The sequence below is a fragment of the Flavivirga jejuensis genome (genome assembly GCF_030540765.1).
GTDB lineage: Bacteria > Bacteroidota > Bacteroidia > Flavobacteriales > Flavobacteriaceae > Flavivirga > Flavivirga jejuensis.
The window spans coordinates 96,980-117,335 of sequence record NZ_JAUOEL010000004.1 but is presented as its reverse complement, the minus strand read 5'-3'; the positions used below and the strand labels follow the sequence as shown (position 1 = coordinate 117,335).

Annotated in this window: 16 protein-coding genes; 7 read left to right on the top strand and 9 right to left on the bottom strand. The window is 31.6% G+C overall.

All coding sequences use genetic code 11. The features are described 5' to 3' along the window. Nucleotides 1-175: 175 nt before the first annotated feature. Nucleotides 176-940 (top strand): TIGR02757 family protein, encoded by a 765-nt coding sequence (locus Q4Q40_RS12150; RefSeq protein WP_303302098.1) that lies wholly within the window; start codon nucleotides 176-178, stop codon nucleotides 938-940. Nucleotides 941-1,349: 409 nt separating this feature from the next. Here Q4Q40_RS12150 and Q4Q40_RS12145 read toward each other — a convergent pair whose 3' ends face one another. Next, on the bottom strand, nucleotides 1,350-3,242 hold the full coding sequence (locus tag Q4Q40_RS12145) for a M61 family metallopeptidase (protein WP_303302096.1): 1,893 nt from the start codon (nucleotides 3,240-3,242) through the stop codon (nucleotides 1,350-1,352). Nucleotides 3,243-3,340: 98 nt separating this feature from the next. Here Q4Q40_RS12145 and Q4Q40_RS12140 point away from each other — a divergent pair, with 98 nt between their 5' ends. The 6 genes from Q4Q40_RS12140 to Q4Q40_RS12115 all read left to right on the top strand — a co-directional run bounded on the left by Q4Q40_RS12140 (nucleotide 3,341) and on the right by Q4Q40_RS12115 (nucleotide 9,402). After that, the gene (locus Q4Q40_RS12140) at nucleotides 3,341-4,348 is read left to right on the top strand and encodes a glycosyltransferase family 2 protein (protein ID WP_303302095.1); all 1,008 of its coding nucleotides are present in this window, start codon (nucleotides 3,341-3,343) and stop codon (nucleotides 4,346-4,348) included. 162 nt (nucleotides 4,349-4,510) lie between these two features. Continuing rightward, nucleotides 4,511-6,433 carry a BatA domain-containing protein gene (locus Q4Q40_RS12135; RefSeq protein WP_303302094.1) on the top strand — a complete coding sequence of 641 codons (1,923 nt, stop codon included), beginning with the start codon at nucleotides 4,511-4,513 and terminating at the stop codon, nucleotides 6,431-6,433. Then, nucleotides 6,430-7,686 (top strand): dihydroorotase, encoded by a 1,257-nt coding sequence (locus tag Q4Q40_RS12130; protein WP_303302093.1) that lies wholly within the window; start codon nucleotides 6,430-6,432, stop codon nucleotides 7,684-7,686. The genes Q4Q40_RS12135 and Q4Q40_RS12130 overlap by 4 nt, the downstream gene beginning before the upstream one ends. A 3-nt stretch (nucleotides 7,687-7,689) precedes the next feature. Beyond that, nucleotides 7,690-8,022 carry a hypothetical protein gene (locus tag Q4Q40_RS12125; RefSeq protein WP_303302092.1) on the top strand — a complete coding sequence of 111 codons (333 nt, stop codon included), beginning with the start codon at nucleotides 7,690-7,692 and terminating at the stop codon, nucleotides 8,020-8,022. A gap of 149 nt (nucleotides 8,023-8,171) precedes the next feature. Then, nucleotides 8,172-8,825: an alpha/beta hydrolase gene (locus Q4Q40_RS12120; RefSeq protein ID WP_303302091.1), complete on the top strand. Its 654-nt coding sequence runs from the start codon at nucleotides 8,172-8,174 to the stop codon at nucleotides 8,823-8,825. Between the two features lie 37 nt (nucleotides 8,826-8,862). Further along, nucleotides 8,863-9,402: a DUF4440 domain-containing protein gene (locus Q4Q40_RS12115; protein ID WP_303302090.1), complete on the top strand. Its 540-nt coding sequence runs from the start codon at nucleotides 8,863-8,865 to the stop codon at nucleotides 9,400-9,402. Nucleotides 9,403-9,438: 36 nt separating this feature from the next. Here Q4Q40_RS12115 and Q4Q40_RS12110 read toward each other — a convergent pair whose 3' ends face one another. The 8 genes from Q4Q40_RS12110 to Q4Q40_RS12075 form a co-directional block, all read right to left on the bottom strand. Further along, nucleotides 9,439-10,749, bottom strand: a complete 1,311-nt coding sequence (locus tag Q4Q40_RS12110) for an ATP-binding protein (RefSeq protein WP_303302089.1) — start codon at nucleotides 10,747-10,749, stop codon at nucleotides 9,439-9,441. Nucleotides 10,750-10,764: 15 nt separating this feature from the next. After that, nucleotides 10,765-10,971 carry a hypothetical protein gene (locus Q4Q40_RS12105; protein WP_303302088.1) on the bottom strand — a complete coding sequence of 69 codons (207 nt, stop codon included), beginning with the start codon at nucleotides 10,969-10,971 and terminating at the stop codon, nucleotides 10,765-10,767. 36 nt (nucleotides 10,972-11,007) lie between these two features. Further along, nucleotides 11,008-12,555 (bottom strand): aminotransferase class V-fold PLP-dependent enzyme, encoded by a 1,548-nt coding sequence (locus tag Q4Q40_RS12100; RefSeq protein WP_303302087.1) that lies wholly within the window; start codon nucleotides 12,553-12,555, stop codon nucleotides 11,008-11,010. After that, nucleotides 12,552-14,120: a TRIC cation channel family protein gene (locus Q4Q40_RS12095; protein WP_303302086.1), complete on the bottom strand. Its 1,569-nt coding sequence runs from the start codon at nucleotides 14,118-14,120 to the stop codon at nucleotides 12,552-12,554. The genes Q4Q40_RS12100 and Q4Q40_RS12095 overlap by 4 nt, the downstream gene beginning before the upstream one ends. A gap of 10 nt (nucleotides 14,121-14,130) precedes the next feature. Continuing rightward, nucleotides 14,131-15,390 carry a hypothetical protein gene (locus Q4Q40_RS12090; protein ID WP_303302085.1) on the bottom strand — a complete coding sequence of 420 codons (1,260 nt, stop codon included), beginning with the start codon at nucleotides 15,388-15,390 and terminating at the stop codon, nucleotides 14,131-14,133. A gap of 13 nt (nucleotides 15,391-15,403) precedes the next feature. Then, complete coding sequence (locus Q4Q40_RS12085; protein WP_303302083.1) at nucleotides 15,404-17,629, bottom strand: PDC sensor domain-containing protein; 2,226 nt, start codon at nucleotides 17,627-17,629, stop codon at nucleotides 15,404-15,406. A 234-nt stretch (nucleotides 17,630-17,863) separates the two neighbouring features. Beyond that, on the bottom strand, nucleotides 17,864-19,132 hold the full coding sequence (locus tag Q4Q40_RS12080) for a hypothetical protein (protein WP_303302082.1): 1,269 nt from the start codon (nucleotides 19,130-19,132) through the stop codon (nucleotides 17,864-17,866). A 205-nt stretch (nucleotides 19,133-19,337) separates the two neighbouring features. After that, nucleotides 19,338-20,117, bottom strand: coding sequence for a hypothetical protein (locus Q4Q40_RS12075; protein WP_303302080.1), 780 nt, complete (start codon nucleotides 20,115-20,117; stop codon nucleotides 19,338-19,340). Nucleotides 20,118-20,356 lie beyond the last annotated feature (239 nt).

The window sequence follows — 20,356 nt, the reverse complement described above, 5'->3', positions numbered from 1 at the left end:
ATGGGTTTATTAATTAGATGCTAATGTTTCTATATGGTTGCGTATAATGATATAGAATAATTAAAAATAAAGAATTTCTTCAAACCAACTATCCTTGGTAGAGCCAAAGGGAATTCTTTTTGATTAAACAAATTAGCACTCAACAAGAATACTTACTTTTGAAAAAAATATTGTTTTGAATAAAAAAGACCTCAAAGATTTCCTAGACGCTAAAGTCATCCAATATAACAACCCTAAATTTATTGAAAGTGACCCCATTCAAATTCCGCATCAATTCAGTAAAAAAGAAGATATTGAGATCTCAGGTTTTTTAACAGCTACCATTGCTTGGGGCAATAGAAAAAGCATTATCAATAATGCAAAACGTTTAATGGAATTGTTAGACAATTCTCCTTATGACTTTATTTTAAATCATTCAGAAACTGATTTAGAAAAGTTAAGTCCTTTTGTTCATAGAACCTTTAATGGTCATGATTGCATACAGTTTATAAAATCCTTAAAACATATTTATAAAAATCATAATGGACAAGAATCTGTTTTTTCAAAACATATAAAAACGGAATCACTACAAGTATCTATCTCTAAATTTAAGTTGGCTTTTTTTGAAATTGAACATTTACAAAGAACTCAAAAACACGTAAGTGATCCTTTAAAAAATTCGGCAGCAAAACGTATTAATATGTTTTTACGTTGGATGGCTAGAAATGATAACGCAGGTGTTGATTTTGGTATTTGGAAAAGCCTCCCTCCTTCTAAGTTATCTTGCCCTTTAGATGTGCATTCTGGAAATGTTGCCAGAAAACTAGGGCTATTGCAACGTAAACAAAATGATGCGAAAGCCTTATTAGAATTAGATACTGCTTTAAGAGAATTAGATGCAAACGACCCTGTTAAATATGATTTTGCACTTTTTGGATTAGGGGTTTTTGAAGGATTCTAGGATTTGTTTTGTTTATTCTTTTACTTCAACTTCTAAAAATTTCTGATCCAAATTTTCATAAAAAATGGTCTTAAAGTTTTTAGTATTAGTCTCTTGGGCAACATCATAAAAAACGATGAAGCTGTCTAAAAAGTGTCCTTCAGAAGACTATCAACTACTTATCATTCAGAGCATTCCGACAATTGTCGGAGTCGAAGAATCTTTATAATTAATCTCTAAAGATTCTTCAGTCGTACCTCCTTCTGAATGACACTCCTATTACGTCATTATATACGCTTGATAATTTTTTTTATCTCAATCCTTTTACAAACATAGGATGACATTAACTTTTCTGAATGACATTAACTTTTTGCAAACATAGGATGACAAAGTTCATCACTTTTTAGACCGCCTCATCGTTACTATAAAATTATCCTTTTAACCAAGCATTACGCAATGTCTTTTGTGCCTCTGTAGCATTAGCCTTTTCTATAATAGCTTTACCCGTAGCATAAGCTTGCGTAGTAGTTGTTTTAACAAGAACCTCTTCACCATTTCTGTCTAATACGACTTCAATATCTTTACCTGGTTTCCACATAAAGACTTTTTGTAAAATGCTATTAGCATTTTGCATTGTTAAAGCCTCTCCATCAACAGATTTAATAACATCGTTAGCTTGTACACCTTGCTCTACCCAAAAACTATTCTTTAATACCATCTCTGTAAAAAATATGGTTCCTTTTTCTGGATCTCCACTCACAATAGGAGCCCCATCCATTAATATATAATTAGTTTCTACCTTTCCTTCTCCAACTTCTAAGCCAACTTTTTCAAAAAACTCATTATAATTTATTGGTAAATCTCCAATAACATGCGTATTAAAAAATTCACGTAGAGAAGGATATGTCATGGCTACAATTTCATCAATAAGTTTATCATCTTCAAACGGTTTATTTTTCCCATATTTATTCGATAACTCTTTCATTAAAGATAAAATACCTCTATTCCCATTGCTCGCTTCTCGCATTAAAATATCAACACACATCCCTATTAACGCTCCTTTTTGATATACGTTTAAATATTGATCCTTATAAGGTGCTTTTAAAACATTCTCACTCATTATAGTAAAACTCATAGCGTCATTCAAACGTTTAGAGCTTTGAATTTTACTCATAATTTTATTATAAAAATCAGTGTCATTAACAAGCCCTTGATTTACTTGAAATAATGTAGCAAAATATTCAGTAACACCTTCATACATCCATAAATGCTTTGAGAAAGTAGGATTGTTATAATCGAAATAATGCACATCCTCAGAATGTACGCTTAAAGGCGTTACTATATGAAAAAACTCATGAGAAACGACATCTGTCATACTCTCTGCTAAAGCTTCCTTTGGCATAGATTCTGGTAATACAACTACTGTGGATGTGTGATGTTCCAATGCCCCAAATCCTTTTGGAGAATCTTCTTTTCCTTCCGATAAGTACAGATAAATATCATAACGCGATGTTGTATTTATATCACCTAAATATGTTTTTTGAGCTTGCATCATTTTAAATACAGTCTCTTTTAAAGATTTTGCCGAATGAACTTTATTAGGAGAATATACACTTAATACAATTTTAATAGTCCCTACTTCGAATTCTTCAACATCTAAATTACCGTACATCATAGGATTATCGGTAATATCGAAGTACCTTGAAGCAAAATAACTTGTCGTTATATTTTTCCCGTCTTCACTAGTCGCAGAACCTACATTTTGTAATGCCGAAGTACGTATAAAATCTGCCGAAGCGGTAATATCTAATTTGTATTGGTTCTTTTTTAAAGAATCAAAATACCCAATAAAACCATGTAAATTTAATACATAATTATTGGGTTCCAGGTTTGTGCCTGAAGGTGAAAAAGGCGTATCTTTTCCTATACCACCATTAACTTCAATATCGTAAGTATCATTAACCAAATAAGTAATTTTATCTAATTGTTTTGCATTACTAATAGACCATGAATTAGTATCTACTTTATTCACCTGCATCTCATTTCCTTCATAATCAATCGCCTTAAAATCATCAACATACTTCCCAAAGTCACTTACAGAATAAGTCCCTTGTATAACTTTTGGTAAACGATATGTTACAGTTTCCACCGTAAATCTCCCAGGATTAATAACTACTGGTGCTTTATCGTTATCAATACCTACTAAGTTTATTGATGTGGATATAGGTAAACTTGTTGCTAAATCATTTTTTGTGTTCTTTGTAGAACTACAACTGGCTAGTAAAATACCTGCAAATAACGAGGCAAATGTTTTAGTATTCATCTAATTAACGTTTGTTTTTTTAATTGACGCACAAAATACCATTATGTTACGGGCTCTATTCTTAAGGTTATGTTAAAAAGTTAAATTATATTCGCCCAATGCAAACTCCTCTAGTTAGTATACTTGTCCCTTTTAAGAATACAGAAGCTTTTATAAAAGCTTGCCTGGTCTCTGTATTAAACCAAACATATACGAATTGGGAATTGCTCATCGTTGATGATGCTTCATCAGATTCTAGTTTTAATATCGTTAAAGAATTTGCTGAAAATGACCATAGAATAGTCCTTTTAAAAAACTCGGGAAATGGCATTATTGATGCTTTACGATTCGCTTTTAAACATAGTAAAGGTGAATTTATTACAAGAATGGATAGTGATGATGTTATGCATGCTAACAAATTAGAAGTATTAGTAACTAATTTATTAAAATATGGCAAACAACATGTAGCCATTGGCTTGGTTAATTATTTTTCTAAAGAAGGTATTAAAGAAGGCTACAAAAACTATGAGATTTGGTTGAATAACTTAACCAAAATGGGGCGTAATTATTCTGAAATTTATAAAGAATGTGTCATACCTTCCCCCTGTTGGATGATCCACAGAAGCGACCTAATAACATGTGATGCTTTTAACCCAAATAGATATCCTGAAGATTACGATTTGGCTTTTAGGTTTTATAAGCATAATTATAAATGCATCCCTTGTAATGATATTATTCATGATTGGAGAGATTATAGTTCGCGAACCTCAAGAACACACGAGCATTATGCCGAGAACCATTTTATAGATATAAAACTGCATTACTTTTTAGAGTTAGATCGTAGTCCTAATAAAACACTTATAGTTTGGGGAGCTGGAAACAAAGGAAAAACGGTAGCTAAAACCCTTATAAAAAAAGACATTCCTTTTGAGTGGATTTGTGATAATCCAAATAAAATTGGAAGAGATATTTATGGTAAAATATTAAAGCCTTTTGGTTATTTAAAAGAAATCAATAATCCTCAAAGTATCATTACTGTTGCTAATAAGGAAGCACAAATAGAGATTAAAAATTATATGAAGGCTCTAAATATGATGCCTATTATAGATTATATTTTCTTTTGTTAATTTCTAAAATACGTATTAAAATATTCATTTTTATTTTCTATTTTTCCTCTGTGATATATATTTGTAAAATAATATAAGAAGGAAGCTAATAATATTTTTTTCATTTCATTCAATAACTTGAAAATGAAAAAAAATATGTAGCTTTGACAAATATAAAAATGAATGCAGTTTAAACATCCAGATCTTCTTTACGCTTTATTTTTACTGCTTATTCCCATAATTGTTCACTTATTTCAATTACGTAAATTTCAAAAAGTTCCTTTTACTAATGTGGCATTTTTAAAAGAAGCTACGATACAGACCCGTAAAAGCTCGCAGATAAAAAAATGGTTAATTCTTTGCACAAGATTACTCCTTCTTGCTGCCATTGTTCTTGCATTTACACAGCCATTTACGTCTAAATCGGATAGCTTTAAAACTAAAAAAGAAACCGTTATTTATTTAGATAATTCGTTTAGTTTACAAGCCAAAGGAAGTCAAGGAGCTCTTTTAAAACGTGCCGTTCAAGATATTATTAGTAATGTCCCCGAAAATGAAAATATCTCATTAATTACTAACGACAATACGTATAAAAACACAACAATAAAAGCCATTAAAAATGATTTACTGCAATTACAGTATACATCTACCAAGCTAACATCTAAAGCTGCTTTATTAAAAAGTAAAACCGTATTTAGCAAACAAAAAAGCACTTTAAAAAATCTGGTTTTTATTTCCGATTTCCAGCAAGATGCATCAAGTTTCAACCTAGAAACAGACTCTCTTACAAAGCTTCATTTAGTAAAGTTACAACCTATCAACACTAGTAACATTAGTATTGATAGTATTTATGTTTCTAAAAGAACAGCAACAACTATAGCGTTAAAAGTACTTATAAAAAACAGTGGAAGCCCTATTGAAAATCTACCTGTTTCGCTATTCAATAATGATAATTTAATTGCTAAAACTTCGGTAGCTATTGAAAATAATGCCGAAACCATATTTTCTATTCCTATAAACGAAGTTATTAACGGAACCATTATAATTGACGATATTAATTTACAGTTTGACAATAGCTTGTATTTCAATATTAACAAGGCATCAAAAGCGAATGTCCTTTCTATAAATGCTACAAATGATTCTTTCTTAAAACGTATTTATACTAATAACGAATTCAATTACACAGCAGCTTTAGAAAACCAATTAGATTATAATATTATTGACCAACAGCATCTTATAATTTTAAATGAGTTGGATGCTATTCCTAATGCCTTAGTTGCAACGTTAAAGCAATTCACGATACAAGGAGGCACACTAATTGTAATTCCTTCAAAAAATATAAATAAACAATCCTATAATCAATTATTAACCAATTACGGTTCTAATTTTAACGACTTACTACAAACCGAAAAACGGATTACAACTATTAATTATGCACACCCTTTGTATAATAATGGTGTATTTGAAAAACAAGTAAGCAATTTTCAGTACCCTAAAGTGACAAGCTTTTATAATGTTTCGTCAAACAGTGCTGCCGCTTTACAATTTGAGGATGGGAAACCCTTTTTGTATCAAAATAATAATGCTTTTATTTTTACTGCGCCTTTAAACAGTGAGAATTCAAGTTTCACAAACTCACCATTGATAGTTCCAACGCTTTATAATATAGGAAAATACAGTCTCAAAACGCCCAATTTATATTATACTATTGGACAGGAAAACACTTTTGATGTCGATACACAATTACAACAAGATGATATCTTATCATTAGTAAATAACGATATTAACATCATACCAAGACAGCAATACTTCAATAACAAAGTAGTTGTAAATACGTCTAAAGATCCGTCGATAGCAGCGACTTATGCTATAAAAAACAAAAACGAAAGCATAAAAAATATTAGCTATAATTATAATAGAGATGAAAGTCATTTAATCTATAGAAATCTTTCACCTTCAAAAAACATTACGGTTAGTCATTCAATTACCGAAATTTTTGACACCTTAAAAAGTGATACAAAAATTAACGCCTTATGGAAATGGTTTGTTATTTTTGCGCTAGCGTTATTAATTATTGAAATGGGCATCTTAAAATACTATAAATGAACGTACTTATAAAATCTGCCACGATAATAGATCCAAAAAGCGAGTTCCATAACACAACTCAAGATTTATTAATTGAAAATGGTACGATTTCAAAGATTGCTACTAGCATTAAAAACACAAATAATTATCAAGAGATTAAGTTAGACAATCTGCATATTTCGCAAGGTTGGTTCGATAGCAGTGTCTGTTTTGGAGAACCTGGTTTTGAAGAACGTGAAACTATAAAAAACGGACTTAAAACGGCTGCTGCTTCTGGTTTTACCGCTGTGGCATTAAATGCAAATACCAACCCTGTTTTAGATTCTAATTCTGACATTACTTTTATTAACGCAAAGTCACACAACAACGCCGTTACATTATTACCTATTGGATCTCTTACTACAGGTGGTAAAGGTGCAGATTTAGCAGAGCTTTATGATATGAATTCTGCTGGAGCGGTGGCTTTTTACGATTATAAAAAACCTATTTCCAATCCCAATCTTATGAAAATTGCTTTGCAATATACAAGTAATTTTGGAGGATTAGTTTATTCATTTCCGCAAGAAAATAAAATCTCTGGCAACGGTGTTATGAATGAAAACATAACAAGTACCACGCTTGGTTTAAAAGGGAATCCTGCCCTGGCTGAAGAACTACAAGTAACACGCGATCTATTTTTACTAGAATATACAAACGGAAAATTACATATCCCTACCATTTCTACAGCAACATCTGTGGCTCTTATAAGAGAAGCCAAAAAGAAAAAATTAGATGTTTCCTGTAGTGTTGCTATACATAATTTATATTTTACTGATACCGTATTAACAGACTTCAATACACATTTTAAAGTATTACCACCCTTACGTACTCAAGAAGATACACAAGCTCTAATTGAAGGTGTAAAAGATGGCACAATCGATATGGTTACAAGCGATCATAATCCTATTGATATTGAACAAAAAAAAGTAGAATTTGATCATGCCGAGTATGGAACTATAGGGTTAGAAAGTGCCTTTGGAGCTTTACAAACTATATTCACAACTAAGAAAACAATAGATATTTTAACCAAAGGAAAAACACGGTTTGCTTTAGAACAGACACCTATTAATATTGGTAATAAAATTAATATCACGCTTTTTAATCCAGACACTGAATATTCGTTTTCTAAAAAGGACATTATTTCAAAATCGAAAAATACCATTTTTGAAGGTGAAACTTTAAAAGGGAATGTTTATGGAATCATCTCTAACAACAAAATTTCATTAAATCAATAAAGTATGACTGAGAAAGATATTGAAGCAGGAAGACAAAATGCTATAATTAGCTATCTAACTATATTTGGGACCATTATTGCCTTTTTTTTAAATAATGAAAATAAAAATGAATTTGCTAGTTTTCATATAAGACAAGCTTTAGGCTTATGGCTTACTTTTTTTGCTCTTGGATATATTATTGGAAGTTTTGATAGTTGGACTATCTCTTTAGGATTTTATATGTTTTTTTGTGTACTCTTTATTTATGGTTTTATGAATGCTGTAGGGCGAAAAGCCCAAACCGTTCCACTTGTGGGTAATTTATATCAAAAAATATTTGTAAATCTGGGTAAGTAAATCACTCCTGAAAGTCTATAGATTTGCTTTGTAAAATACCGAAGCATAAAATAATAATCATGGTAAAACTGAATTCGTGAAATTCATGCTAAAAGTTTCTAGAAGCTGAAAACGAAACACATAGTTTTAACTACATTTTAAACTAATAAATGACAAACAATACACTTTCTTTACATCATATAGTTCGTAAATCTACTTTAACAGAAAATGCACCGTTGTTAATTATGCTACATGGTTACGGTAGTGATGAAAACGATTTATTTTCATTTGCCAGCGAATTACCAGAAGAGCTCTTTATTATTTCGGTTAAAGCACCTTACCCTATGCAACCCTATGGAAATGCCTGGTATGCCATTAATTTTGATGCAGGCAAAGGTAAATGGAACGATAATGAGCAAGCTGAAGCATCTCGCGACCTGATCTCTAAGTTTATTGACGAGGTTATTGAGGCTTACCCTGTAAATAAAAACAATGTCTCACTTTTAGGATTTAGTCAAGGGAGTATTTTAAGTTATGCTGTCGCTTTAACGTACCCTGAAAAAGTTAAAAATATTATAGCTTTAAGTGGTTATGTGTATAAAGATATTATTCCTCTAGAAGACGCTAAAGACTACTCGCATCTTAATTTTTATTGTTCCCACGGAAGTGTGGATCAAGTTATTCCCGTTGACTGGGCAAGACAAACAGCTCCTTTCTTAAATAGTCTCAATATTAAACATCAATACTCTGAATTTCCTGTGGGACATGGTGTTGCTCCTCAGAATTTTCATGAGTTTAAAAATTGGCTAGTAAATAATATATAATATTTTTCGTACCTTTCGGTTCTCAAAAAGACCAAAAATGAACCGAGTAGCAATTTATACTATTAGCCTATTTTTACTTTTTATTAATCAGGCCATTTCTCAAAATTATAATGATTTAAAAGAGATTAATTCTCAAATTTGGAATAAATTCTCCAAGTCTTTCGAAACCGTAGATTATCAATTGTTTGAAAGTTTACATAGTGACGACTTAATTCGAGTAAATGGAGGTGACTACAAATCCATTAGAAATAAAGAAGCCTATCTAGAAGGCTATAAGAATCGTTGGAGCAACCAGGCTTTAAGACAATCTATTTCTTTTAGATTTTTAGAACGGGTTTGTAAAGATGGTATGGCGTCTGAGCGAGGTATCTATAAATTTATTATAAATCCAGGTAGTGAAAACCAAAAATTATACTACGGTGTATTCCATGTTATTTTAAGAAAAGAAGATAACCTTTGGAAAATATTAATTGATTACGATTCTTCAGAGAATGAGTCTATTAATGAAATAGAAATATTATACAAAGAAGCTTTCGCTTTAGATGATTTTGATAGAAACATTAAAAAATCGGGGTAACGCTAAAGTTCGTTATCTAATATTTGTTATAGGCTTTTAGGGTGTTTTATAATTAGGCATCGTTTGTCCTATTTTACTATATTCTCTTCGAATACCTTCTAAAATAACTACAAGAGAAAGCTTTCCAGAATTTTGCTGTTTATACAAGGCTACAAAACGTAAAACATTGACTAAAGCCCCTCCTCCCAATTTATAAGTGACTGCTAAGTTGTGTATCCAATTATCGGGAATTATATAGTCATTAGAAAAAATGGTATGCCATAGTTGTATTCGTGTAGATACATTGGGTATCACGAATTGTATACTCACTTCAAAACGTCTTAAAAAAGCCTCATCTATATTGTCTTTTAAGTTCGTTGCCAATAAAATAATGCCTCTATAACTTTCTATACGTTGCAGTAAATAAGCAATTTCTTGATTTGCACCACGTTCAGTTGCTGCACCTGTATTACTTCGACTTCCAAAAATGGCATCACACTCATCAAAAAATAAAATCCAATTATTACGCTCACCACGATCAAAAACTTTAGCCAGGTTTTTTTGTGTTTCCCCAATATATTTAGAAATAAGGCTGGAAATATCTATGCGATAGACGGGACGGTTTGTTTCTTTACCTATCAACGTAGCTGTAAGCGACTTTCCCGTTCCAGGAGGTCCATAAAACAAAGCTCTAATACCTGGACGAATCCATTTTTTCAGATGAATATCTTTTTCAAAAGCTGCCTCATGATTAATCCAATAAATTAATTCATTCACTTCATTAAAAATAGTTTTAGGGAGAATAAGATCCTCTTTTTTAAGGGATGTTTCTAACAATTCTGCAGGAAACTCTTTACTATATTCTGGAAGGTATACAATATCACCAAAAAATAAATACTGTGCTTTTTTTGTAAAAATAAGAGGTGTATTGAAAATAGACGGATAAAAGATAAGAGGTTCTATAATATGATCTGCAAACAAAAAATGATGTTCGCTTAAAAACTGAGTCTTTATACCACAAGCATCACAAAGCCAATTAGCGGTATGAATTGTGGGTTGTATATAACCTGTAGTAGCGTGCGCTATTAAACCAAAAGAATCTATACTCGTTGTATTTTCCATTTCTTCATGTTGTAACTTTTGAAAAAGCTTTGGTGCTAATTGAAAACAATGTGCTAAAGCAAGAATGACGCGCTCATACAAAGTAGGCTGTACTTTTTTCAAATAGCTTGAATAAGCCAAATTTTCTGGCAATATAGGTGGAACTATAAAATCGTCTTGTTCTATTGGTTTTATGGTTTGAAGTATTAGGTTATATATCCAATTTATTTCAGACAATATTGGTGATTTTATGGAGCTAACAGGCATATATTTTTTAAATTTTTAATTATTATCTTCTTCTAAAGGAGGTATGCAATATTTTTTAAGTGTTTTTAAAATATGGTCATAATCACCATTTTTAGCTTCTTTTAATACAGCTTCTATTGTTGCTTTTGACCAACCTTGTTTTAATGCTTGTTTTTCAAAAACAAGCATTAAAACAAAATAATTTGCTTCTATATCTTCTAAATTCAGATGTATCTTATTCATCTTTTTTTCTTTTTTATAGATAGAGAAACTCTTGTATTATGCTATACTTTGGTATATTTGATAAAGGCAAATATCCTTTGCCAGCTTACGTTGTTCTTCTATAATGAGTTTTAAATCTGTTTTATTTACCAAGGGACTTGCTAACACAATACGTAAGCCCACAATAAGATCTCTATCATACTTTTTTAGTGGCACTGTAGTATAAGACACGAAAGAATTCCCAGCCTCCATTTGCTTTTTCTGTAGTATTTTATTAAAAGTATTTAGAGCCTTATTTACTGTTTTGGTTTTGGGTATGTTTCCAAGAGTTTCAGGAATATACCGATATAAAAAAATATTTGTTTCTGGAAAAGTCAGCAATTCAAAATCATCCAAAGTATCCAGATAATCAGCCATATTATTGGTGTTTTCTATGCCTTTCTCAATAAGCCTTGCATACATTTTTTTTCCTAATAGTTTGAACCCTGCTTGTAAATAAAAGCTATGAGCTGGTCGGGAACCTTCAATGCTCCGCTTACCAAGATCTATCGAAGTTTTTCGAATAATATATTCTGACTGTTTCTCAATTAGTGCCGCCATTTTCGGGTCTTTAAAAAGCACAAGACCTATCCCCATAGGCAAATACAATTGCTTATGTCCATCTATAGTAATAGAATCCGCTTTTTCTATACCTTTAAGTAAATAGGCATATGTTTCAGAAAATTTTATGGAACCACCCCACGCGGCATCTACATGAAAATAAATATTATGGATTTCAGCAATTTCTGCTAAAGCATCTAAAGGATCTATACTGCCACATTCTGTTGTACCAGCAATACCAATAAGAGCAATTATTTTAAGTTGTTTTTTTTGACATTCATGGATCGTTTTTTTAAGAGTATCTATGCAAATTTTGTTTTGGTCATCTGTAGGAATAGTGATTAGACTATCGCTCCCTATCCCTAGTAACCCCATCGATTTTTTAATGGAGTAATGACCTAATTCAGAACAGAGCACTACACCTTTGCTCTCATTATACAGTCCTTTTTTTTCTATCTGAGGATATAACAAGTTTCGGGCACATTGTAAACTCGTTAAATTGGCTATAGTACCTCCTGAACAAACAATTCCTAGGGTACTATTCGTTTGATGAATGTGTTTCTCATAGAATTCTTTTGTGTTACTATACAGTAATTCATGCAACATAGCTATAGCTTGCCGCTCGTAAAAAGTAGCAGATTGTGCTGTTTCTAACTTCACTACATTTTGATTTAATGAAGCAATTAGCTTAGCAACATCAAGAGTGAAATTTGGCAATGCAGACGTCATATGTCCTATAAACTTTGGACTTGAAACATTGGTACCATAAGGCAATATCTTGCGCTCTAATTCAATGATATAATCTTTGACAGGATAATTTGTTTCTGGAATGGATTTAAATGGAAAAAGACGCTCCATACTTTGTTGATTATATCTTTTAGAAACATTTTTCTTTCTTTTGTATAACCCCAGCATTCTTTCTATCTTTTTAGATAGAGTTGTCCTTTTATAATTTTTAAATGCCGTTGCTAAAAATTTATTTATTTCTTTATCTTTCTTATTCATTTTCTGGGATTTATATCTTCATCTAACTTTAATACTGGAGATTTCACTTTTAATAAAAAAAGGATATAGAGCACTAATGCCATAACAATGATGGTAACTAAAACGCCTAAAAAAACTTCTTGGGGATTTAATCGGTTAATTTGCCACAAAAGGAAAAGAGAAAACCCAATACCCCCAAGAATAGAAACCTCGGGATCCATACCTCCTTTTAGAGAATTAACAGCTTTATTATTTTTTAGACAACTGGCTAATATACCACCACCACAACTCGTTAACACTCCTAAACATGGTCCCCAAAGCCAAAGCGGTTTTAAATTCATCTCTACAGCAACACCCACCCCAACAATAGTATAAGCCCCTAATGCAATAGCCTCTATGAACATCTTCAAAAAAAGAGACTGCATACCATAACGATTAATAAACAAATAATAGGACCTATATTTTCGTATTAAAAAAATATGGAGGGCTAAGAGTAAAAAGCCAATTAGAGAAACGGATAAAATAATATATAAATAAGTTGTATCTGCTAAAAAGGAAGGTGTTTTGCTAACGAGCAAATCCCGCATTATTCCACCTCCCGAAGTAAGCAAGGCTACCATTATGATGGTTCCAAAAATATCAAATCTGCTTTCGCGTGCTAATAAAAAACCTGTAATAGCAAAAAAAACTGCTCCTATATAATCGATTAATTGAAACCATTTTGTCTGTACCGTGATATTCATTAAAACAGGAAATAAATAATTAGCTATAAGATTATTTAATTCTCCATTTTTTTTTGAAGTTTTTAAACTTGTATTAAAACGACTCATTAGTGCTTTATTTCTTTGTATGCTAAGACTATCTTTTCCTTTGTGCAGTAATAAATGAATGGGTTTTTTAGGCAACTGAAGTATATGCTCCGAAACATCAATCTTCCATTTCTCCCTATTTTCCCATATAATTTGTGCCCCAGTAATACGATCTGCTATTATAATATTTACTTTATTATTGATTAACTGATCGAAATTTTCTTCTTCATTGATTGATTTTATTATAAACTCATTTTTATCTCCATAGGTGTCCACAAAATTATTCACGACAGGGCTTGTATAGCGATACCCCAAAACAACACCTAGCTTTAGTTTCTTTTTTTTAACATAATGTAATAAGGCATCTATGTTTGAAATTTTTGATAATTCTCTATCGTCTTTAAGGATATATAACGTATTCCATTCATAGCGGTATGGCTCAGATATCAAATATTTTTCATGCCGGTCTTCTGTCCAAAAAGCACCTCCTGTAACGATTTTTTTTCCGTCAAGAACATCTTTTTGATTTTCTTCCCAGGTTTTTTCTTCTTTCAGGTCAAAATTCACTTTTACCTCAGCTTTTTGAAAAACATGGGTGATCAATGCATAATCCAACCCTGTAATAGTTCCTTGATCATTTATATATTGATAAGGCACCCATGGGTACCAAGCTCCTTGTATCGTATCTTTAATTTGAGCTTGTACTACAGAAACAAACAACCATACGATAAGAAAACTATATTGTTTAACCTCTAAAATCTGTTTTAATATTTTCATAATCAATAAATCAAAAATTATAACTCATCACTAGTCTTACATCAAAAATTTGATTGTTTTTATTAGAAATATTTTTATCTAACAATGCTGCTTTAATTTTAGTATTCCACCTTTTATTGATGTTATAAGAAACTATAAGGTCTAGCTCATTATATATGGCAGGAGTATTTTGTAGATGATCATCTATATATAATTTATCTCTGGTATATAAGTACAATAGATAAATGTTTCCTTTAGAAAAACGATAGCTACTTTCTAAATAATAAGATTCGCTTCCTTCATTATAAGAGCTATTTGTTCCCAATAGAGGTTCCGAAACAATTAATTTAGCACCAAAAGGGTTTTGTAAAAAGGTATTTTCTTTTGCTGTTTTTTGTGGTACTAAAAAGGCTCCTGTTTCTAAACTAAGTCCTCTATAATTAAGTAACACCCCTGGTTGTATACCTTCTATAGTTTCTCCTTTAGTAGTAGTTCCATTATCCCATTGAAAAATGCTTTTACCTCTAATATTCAGATTTATATCTTTGCCAAATGTGATTATTTTTTGCAGGTAGTATATACCAACTATATTCCACAAATTATTAGCCGATATATAATAGGCCCCAAAAGATACATTAGCCTCTTTATTACTATGAGAAACCTCTACGAATTCCTGTCCTTTATCTATATCAGAAATGTAAGCGCTACTTATCGGCTTAAATTCATTTGGATTTGACTTCCAACTACTAAATTTGGATAAATATCCCAACGTAATTCTCCAATTACCAACATCAGGAATATCTATTAACACACCTTCATAAGCTTGATTTTTTTGTCTTAGTCTATTTCTTGTCATAAACCCAGTATCTAAAGCAAAACGCCCTACAGAAATAATACCTTCTTTAAACCCAATCGTTTCTAAATGGTAATTAATACTCACATTATTTAAAATACCAAAAGATCCATTTTGTAGTACATCGGCGGCATTTACAGATAGTGAGCTATATTCTTGTAATACCATAGCTTGTATATAAGAAAGGGTTACAGAAAAGTGTTTAATTTTTGGGCTTTTATAATTTAGAGTGAATGCCATAGAAGTTGCATTATTAATTGTATTACTCAGCTCTAAGATATTATCAGGACTATGAAAAGTTTTTTGGTTGATAAAAAACAACTGCGCATTTACATCAAAAACACCCACACCTTTATTATTGAGTGTATTAAAAACAGACTCCTGACTATAACTAAAAATGGAGAAAAAACACACGCTTATTATGATATAATTCTTCATTAAAAATCTATTTTTAAATTATTGAAAAGTGAAATGTTGTTAAAATGAATATGAAAAAACAGAGCAATGGCCAATACATCATTTTTATGATTTCTCCATCATTCTTTTTGAAGAAAGGAGATGCTGATGCTGATGAAAACAGAATAGCACCTACTGAAACAATGGTGATTAAAAAATACAAGCAGAAGAAAAAGTATTCTAAATAAATAATACTTCCCGTTTGTAATGTTTCTCTTAATGACATATGAGACACGATAATGACAAAAAACAGACTGGCACAAAACCCCAAAACAGTAGAGGCGCTAAACCCATAGAATTCATTTTCTTTAGAATTTCGGGTATAGGTCATTAATACTGTGAAAAGTAAAAAAACGGTCACCAAAATAGGAATAAAATAGACTACAAAGACTTCTAAAAAATCACGTTTCACACTAATATTAAAATACAGTTCTGGATATGTATGGTTATTTTTAAAATTATACTTGCCAAAGGAAGTTGCATACGGTCGGTCTCTAATAGCAAAAGAGGTGCGTACAATTTCCCAACCTTTTATAAATAAATCTTTTTCTAATCCATTCTTCAGGTTTGCTTCAGTGATATTTAGATTTAAATAATGATCATTTTGTGAAACAAATTTTGGATATGAATCAAAATCTGGTATAAAGAGTAATTGATCTTGATATGCTTTTTTAGGGTGCACTCTTAACCATATATCTTCTTCATCAAAAGGGTAGTCCGAATAATCAAATGATTGTCGTATCTCTGCCGAAAAGTACCATTGTATCAAACCATCTTCTTTACTTACCAATTCTAAATCCAAAGATTCGGCTTCAGGAAAATCTGGTTGTAAAACTTCGGTAAGCACGTTTTCTTTAAACCTTGAAGTAAATGTTGGCACATCTATTTTTTGCCAGAAATAACCTGTGATATTCAGATCATTTGCCGAAGAAAACTTGACATTCTGAATAAAAAAACCAGTCTTAACATGTAACGGAGAAGCCTTCTTTTTTTCTCGCTTTATAGCATTTAGGTACGCGTCTAACTCGGTAGTATTGGTGATTTCTATATCGGTAGTCGAAAATGAATACAGAGGTGTTTTTAATTGTACATGGATAATTAATAACGAACCAATGATATAAATGACCGATTGTAATGTGATTAAAAACCAAATTCGTCGAAAATCAAATAATAGGAAAATCCAAAAAACCAGTAAGGATATAATTAACGTGAATCCACATAAAATCTGTAATCGTAATGATTTTACTTTTTGTGTCGGGTTTATCTTTTCTGTTGAAAAAGCAGATAGTGTTTCACTCTCCTTTAAAATAATAATAGCACTGTATACTGTTCCTGTATTGGTAATATGTAACTTATATCTAAAGTATAAATTACGATCATCAATACGATCTTTATACTCCCGGATAGGTAAAAACTTTTTTTCAGGTAAGGCATTAATTTTTGAAAACACCTCCTCAGGAATAACTTCGGTTATCTTTTTTCCCAAATATTTTGATGAAGGATGCGATATTACCAAAGAATCTTCATTAATAATAATACCATATCCTTTCCGAAAAAGGTTTAGTTTTGCAACTTCCTCCTGTATATATTCTAGTGCATAATCCAAACAAACGATCCCTTCGTTTTTATCTTTTTCGGTATCACTAAGTATAGGTGCCCTATAACTAACCACCAATGTATTATTGGCATCTCCTAAATATGGCGTTGTCCAGCTACCCGTTTTCAATTTTTCAGAGTACCAATTTTTCCCCGAAGTATCAGGATCGGTATAATCGTACGGAAAAGCAATAGTTGTTTCCTGTTCTTTTTTATAAAATGGCGCCCATAATTTTTTATTGGTATTTAAGCTATAGATTGTATCATATTGTAATAGCCGTTTGCTATAGTATGCCGAAGGATGTATGCCAATCGCAGAAAAATTATAGGTTGTAAACAATCCTTTTAAAGAATCTGCAATGGCAATGGCACTTTTAGGTTTCTCTCCTATCTTTTTTGCATAATCATCTGCAATTTCTTGAGCCTCTTTAAAATCCTTGTGCAGCTGTGTTTCTAATTCCTCTAGCTCCTTCGCTACTTCTTTTTCGGTAATTGCAATAACTTTTTGTTTACTTTCTAAACCTAAATTTTTATAGGTAAAAAATAAAGACACGGTTCCTGTAAGAGTTAAAAGGCTAACAAAAACTAAAACCCATTTTTGTGCTTTTGATAGTTTTTTCATCATATTAATGTTTTATAGCACAAAATTGTGGGAATCAACACTGCTATGCATGCGCATTTATACGGGGTTTTGGAAATTGGGTGGTTTGTGGTTTTTGTTGATTACTACTTGCTGACAGTTTACATAACATACTAAAGTGAAATAGTATATCAAGAAACTGATTCTTTTCAGGCGAAATTATTATACAAAAAATCCTATCATAGTATAGTTATAATAGGATCAGTATATCTAAGCTTTTTAATATAGATACCCATCATCATATTCATATCCATCATCATATTCATATTCAGCATCATATTCATATTCAGCATCATAATAAACAGTAAGAGCATCTTTCAGTAAATCCTTGGCACTAGGCTTACTTCCTCGATCTCGAAGACGAGTACTGCGATCATTACGATCTATCTGTTTACGAGACTTAGTACTCTTTTTTCTGGGTTTCTTAATCTTTTGCTCATCTATTAGTTTTTGGAGCTCGGAGGCATTATAGAAACCCCCTTTGATCACTAAAGAAACATTTGCCAAAGCGATTTTCTCAATGAACTCAGGTGATATCTGACTCACAGATAACGTCGGACATGAATAGGCAACTTTGGCTTCTTCTTTTTCTTCCACTAACCCCTTATACCCTTGCATTTGTGGATAAGTCCCTTTAAGACCTCCATCTATCTTGTCTCGAAGCTTAGAAGGTGTTGCTGCAACCTCAATAAAATAGGACTGATCTCCATCTAAGGAAACTAGATCAACTTCCTGAATTTGTTTATTACCATATTTAAATATTGCACCGAGGCGATTAATAGGTTTTCCCGTTTGAACGATCTGAGCAGCTGCACTGAGCTCACCAGCCAATCCTTGAAATTCAGAAATCCTACCACTACTAAATTCATTCCTTTGTTCGCCAATAACGGCTGTGTAATCATCTTTAAAACCGATGACCTTTTTGAAAGCACCTCTGATGTCTTCCTGTAGCATAGTATTCATCCTATTCGCCTCAGATTTATTAATTTTCATCAAAAAACTCGCAAGGCTAGCAAAATCGAAATCACCCATAATTAAACCAACAAGGAATATAAAATTCTGCTCATTGTCATCAAGATAAGGGCGGATCTTACCTATAAGTGAACCGATTCTTCCAGTTCCTTTACGCAAAATATCATCTACCTCCATATTTCGTGCTTTTTTCACTTTATCAAACTGAAATACAGGATGAGTAACTAAAGTAATTGCATGTTGTGAGGAAACAGACTTACTTTCAAGTGTTTCTTTTTCCAACCTCCCTTTTTGTCTTACTCTTTGAAAAGTAACACTATCAGTCATACTTTTGTAAGGTTTAAATTGTTTTACAAGTAAATTGTTATCCATTTTCTGAAGTTGTTCTTGAGTATCGACTTCAAACCGATTATCTACAACTCCAAAACGTTGTTGATCATAGTTTCTCTTCTGTAAAACAAAATTATCATCTCTCTTAATCTTATTATCTCTTGACTTCTCTACTTGTTCATACATACCTTATTTTTTATTTTCTATTAAATGTTATTAGTTTTGTCTTTAAGCTAGATGGCTCCTTAACTAGTTTAATACATTCGTGATTTTATGTTTATTTATTTTTTAGGTAGTAATATGAATTTGTTACTTTAACACTTAAATTTTATTTTTTTGCTGTTTTTAATCACTAATACATATAAACCCTTTTTAATCTTTATATTCAAAATTATTCTTCTACGACTACTTCGTTTCGATTTCTTAACCACCATGCCAAAGCCAAAACCAAAGAGGCACCAGTTAAAAGCAATATCTTTTTAATAGGTACTTTCGAAGAAATCTCAAAAACTTTTCCTGTTTCTATGTTATAAACATTATTTTTACCTATAATAGCTCTAGCTGCCAATATTACACTATCGGGAGTATTAGGATCTTGCCATACTTCCGCATTCAAACCGTTATAGTTAGCCGCTTTTTTTAATTCCAAAACACGAGCTTTGAAATGACTCAAATTTTCCGCTTTAGCAGCTCCTCCAACTATACCTATTGCAGTTGGTGAACGCACATCTATTGGTGTTGTGTTACCATCATCACCTATTACGACTTCCTCGTCACGACCATTAATTTTTGCTACATTCCCTCCCATTAATACGGCAACTCTCTGTTCTCGATTGTTACCTATAACATTGGATGCCCTTGATGATTGATGAGCTTGTTGAAGTCCCAAAGCTAAGCTAGCTAATGATGTTGCATGATGTGTTTCATTACTGTTCACTTTCCTTCCAAGAGATTTTCCTAATGAATTATCCCAAACACCTGCCCCCTTCATAGCTCTTATTAATGTTCCCATATCATGGTAGGTTATACCTGTAGAATCGTCCGTGATTGATCTTTGTGTTATCGATCTATCTCGATTATCCACTAATCCAACCCCTTGCTTAATACTTCTTTTCTTCTGTACAACTGAATTAATATTTGACTGATATTTATTTTCTTTTTGTGCATACATATTCTAAACCTTTTAATATGAATTTTATAAATGATTATAGACTGTCTCCATCATTCACCATAACAATTTAGAAAAGTTACCCTCGTTACTTTAAGGTTTTGTTATGCGATATTTTTATTATTCAACTTCTATTTATGTTTTGCTAGTAGTCGCTTCTCTAAATAGAAAACTTAGAGTTTGTAGAGTTTTTCTGTAGATAATTAAATTTTTATACTCATTTATTAAGTTAACGTTTTCCT